This window comes from Streptomyces sp. NPDC127092 (assembly GCF_042722475.1).
Classification (GTDB): domain Bacteria; phylum Actinomycetota; class Actinomycetes; order Streptomycetales; family Streptomycetaceae; genus Streptomyces.
This window is the reverse complement of sequence record NZ_JBHXFE010000100.1, coordinates 354-3,718: the sequence shown is the minus strand read 5'-3', so window position 1 is coordinate 3,718 and position 3,365 is coordinate 354. Positions and strand designations below refer to the sequence as shown.

Annotated in this window: 2 rRNA genes (1 of these 2 only partly in view); both read right to left on the bottom strand. The window is 56.1% G+C overall.

From position 1 onward, the window contains the following. Nucleotides 1-2,697: ribosomal RNA gene (locus ACFWJO_RS37335) — 23S ribosomal RNA — on the bottom strand; the annotation flags it as partial. Between the two features lie 437 nt (nt 2,698-3,134). Continuing rightward, nucleotides 3,135-3,365, bottom strand: a 16S ribosomal RNA gene (locus tag ACFWJO_RS37330) (its annotated part continues 353 nt past the right edge of the window); the annotation flags it as partial.

The following is a 3,365-nucleotide window of genomic DNA, read 5'->3' as shown; positions in this document are numbered from 1 at the left end:
GAGCCGACATCGAGGTGCCAAACCATCCCGTCGATATGGACTCTTGGGGAAGATCAGCCTGTTATCCCCGGGGTACCTTTTATCCGTTGAGCGACACCGCTTCCACTTGCCGGTGCCGGATCACTAGTCCCGACTTTCGTCCCTGCTCGACCTGTCAGTCTCACAGTCAAGCTCCCTTGTGCACTTGCACTCGACACCTGATTGCCAACCAGGCTGAGGGAACCTTTGGGCGCCTCCGTTACATTTTGGGAGGCAACCGCCCCAGTTAAACTACCCATCAGGCACTGTCCCTGACCCGGATCACGGGCCGAAGTTAGATATCCAGAGTGACCAGAGTGGTATTTCAACGGCGACTCCACGAACACTGGCGTGCCCGCTTCACAGTCTCCCACCTATCCTACACAAGTCACACCGAATACCAATACCAAACTATAGTAAAGGTCACGGGGTCTTTCCGTCCTTCTGCGCGTAACGAGCATCTTTACTCGTAATGCAATTTCGCCGAGTTCATGGTTGAGACAGCGGGGAAGTCGTTACTCCATTCGTGCAGGTCGGAACTTACCCGACAAGGAATTTCGCTACCTTAGGATGGTTATAGTTACCACCGCCGTTTACTGGGGCTTAAGTTCTCCGCTTCGCCGAAGCTAACGGGTCCCCTTAACCTTCCAGCACCGGGCAGGAGTCAGTCCATATACATCGTCTTACGACTTCGCATGGACCTGTGTTTTTGATAAACAGTCGCTTCCCCCTGGTCTCTGCGGCCCCGATCCCCTCACACCAGCACGTGGTGCTCAGGGTTGGGGCCCCCCTTCTCCCGAAGTTACGGGGGCATTTTGCCGAGTTCCTTAACCATGATTCTCTCGATCGCCTTAGTATTCTCTACCTGACCACCTGTGTCGGTTTAGGGTACGGGCAGTTTGAACCTCGCGCCGATGCTTTTCTAGGCAGCATAGGATCACCGGATCACCCACCACGTGGGCGCCCATCAGGTCTCAGGCATACAGCCGGCGGATTTACCTACCGGCAGCCCTACACCCTTAGACCAGGTCATTTCCATTGCCCGGCCCGGCTACCTTCCTGCGTCACACCTGTTAATGCGCTTGCCTCCCCGGTTCAGGTCCCGCGCTCCCCATCACCGACCCCGTCAAAGACGGGGTTCGGGATGGTTCGGGCGGTTAGTATCACCGGCTCAACATGGACGGTTCTTCACTGGTACGGGAATATCAACCCGTTGTCCATCGACTACGCCTGTCGGCCTCGCCTTAGGTCCCGACTTACCCAGGGCAGATTAGCTTGACCCTGGAACCCTTAGTCATCCGGCGGACGGGTTTCTCACCCGTCTTTCGCTACTCATGCCTGCATTCTCACTCGTCCACAATCCACCAGAAGTTACCCGCTGGCTTCACCTCGTGAACGACGCTCCCCTACCCATCCAGCAAAACTGAATGCCACGGTTTCGGCGGTGTACTTGAGCCCCGCTACATTGTCGGCGCGGAATCACTTGACCAGTGAGCTATTACGCACTCTTTCAAGGGTGGCTGCTTCTAAGCCAACCTCCTGGTTGTCTCAGCAACTCCACATCCTTTCCCACTTAGCACACGCTTAGGGGCCTTAACCGGTGGTCTGGGCTGTTTCCCTCTCGACTATGAAGCTTATCCCCCACAGTCTCACTGCCACGCTCTCACTTCCCGGCATTCGGAGTTTGGCTGAAGTCAGTAACCTTGTAGGGCCCATCGTCCATCCAGTAGCTCTACCTCCGGGAAGAAACACGTGACGCTGCACCTAAATGCATTTCGGGGAGAACCAGCTATCACGGAGTTTGATTGGCCTTTCACCCCTACCCACAGCTCATCCCCTCCATTTTCAACTGAAGTGGGTTCGGTCCTCCACGCGCTCTTACACGCGCTTCAACCTGGCCATGGGTAGATCACTCCGCTTCGGGTCTAGGACACGCGACTCAATCGCCCTATTCAGACTCGCTTTCGCTACGGCTTCCCCACACGGGTTAACCTCGCCACGTATCACTAACTCGCAGGCTCATTCTTCAAAAGGCACGCTGTCACCCCACAAGGAGGCTCCAACGGTTTGTAGGCACATGGTTTCAGGTACTATTTCACTCCCCTCCCGGGGTACTTTTCACCATTCCCTCACGGTACTGATCCGCTATCGGTCAACAGGTAGTATTCAGGCTTACCAGGTGGTCCTGGCAGATTCACACGGGATTCCTCGGGCCCCGTGCTACTCGGGCAACCCTCCAACAGCGGCGGAACACATTTCGACTACGGGACTCTCACCCTCTACGGTCCAGCATCCACACTGGTTCGTCTATATGCCCGCACCTCACTGCGCCATGCCGGCAGACATGACAAGGAGGGGCCCACAACACCGCACATGCAACCCCTGCCGGGTATCACACACATACGGTTTAGCCCCATCCGCGTTCGCTCGCCACTACTAACGGAATCACTTTTGTTTTCTCTTCCTGTGGGTACTGAGATGTTTCACTTCCCCACGTTCCCTCCACCCGGTCTATGTGTTCAACCGGGGGTCACACGACACGTCGTGCGGGGTTTCCCCATTCGGAAATCCTGGTCTCAACGTCCGGTTATCGACTCCACCAGGCTTATCGCAGATTCCCACGTCCTTCTTCGGCTCCTGTTGCCAAGGCATCCACCATGCGCCCTTGGAAACTTTCACACACAATGAAAGTCCTCAAATGAGCAATATCTAACTAAGATGTCATTCTCGGCATCACCACACCTCACACACCACCCCAGGGGGAACAGTGCGATCAACGATGCAGCAACAAAAAAATAAGATGCTCGCGTCCACTATGCAGTTCTCAAACAACAACCCACACCCCATCCACCAACCCACAAGGCCAGCTTCACAAGATACGGAGACCAGAAACAACAACCCAACCCTCACAGATCAGGGTGCCTGCTGTTCCAGGACCCAACAGTGTGCCAACACCAGCTCGCAGCCACCAACACCACCCATTCCAACCACACCCGCAAAGGCATGACGTACTCGAGCACTGCCGGCACCACCACTGGCACCATTCATTGATGTTCCACCCATGAGCAACCCGCCATCACACACGCGGTGATGCAACGGGCACTAATGCTCCTTAGAAAGGAGGTGATCCAGCCGCACCTTCCGGTACGGCTACCTTGTTACGACTTAGTCCCAATCGCTGGTCCCACCTTCGACGGCTCCCCCCACAAGGGTTAGGCCACCGGCTTCGGGTGTTACCAACTTTCGTGACTTGACGGGCGGTGTGTACAAGGCCCGGGAACGTATTCACCGCAGCGTTGCGGAGCTGCGATGGTGGAGGGCTCGGAGGTGATGGGGTGGGGTGGGAG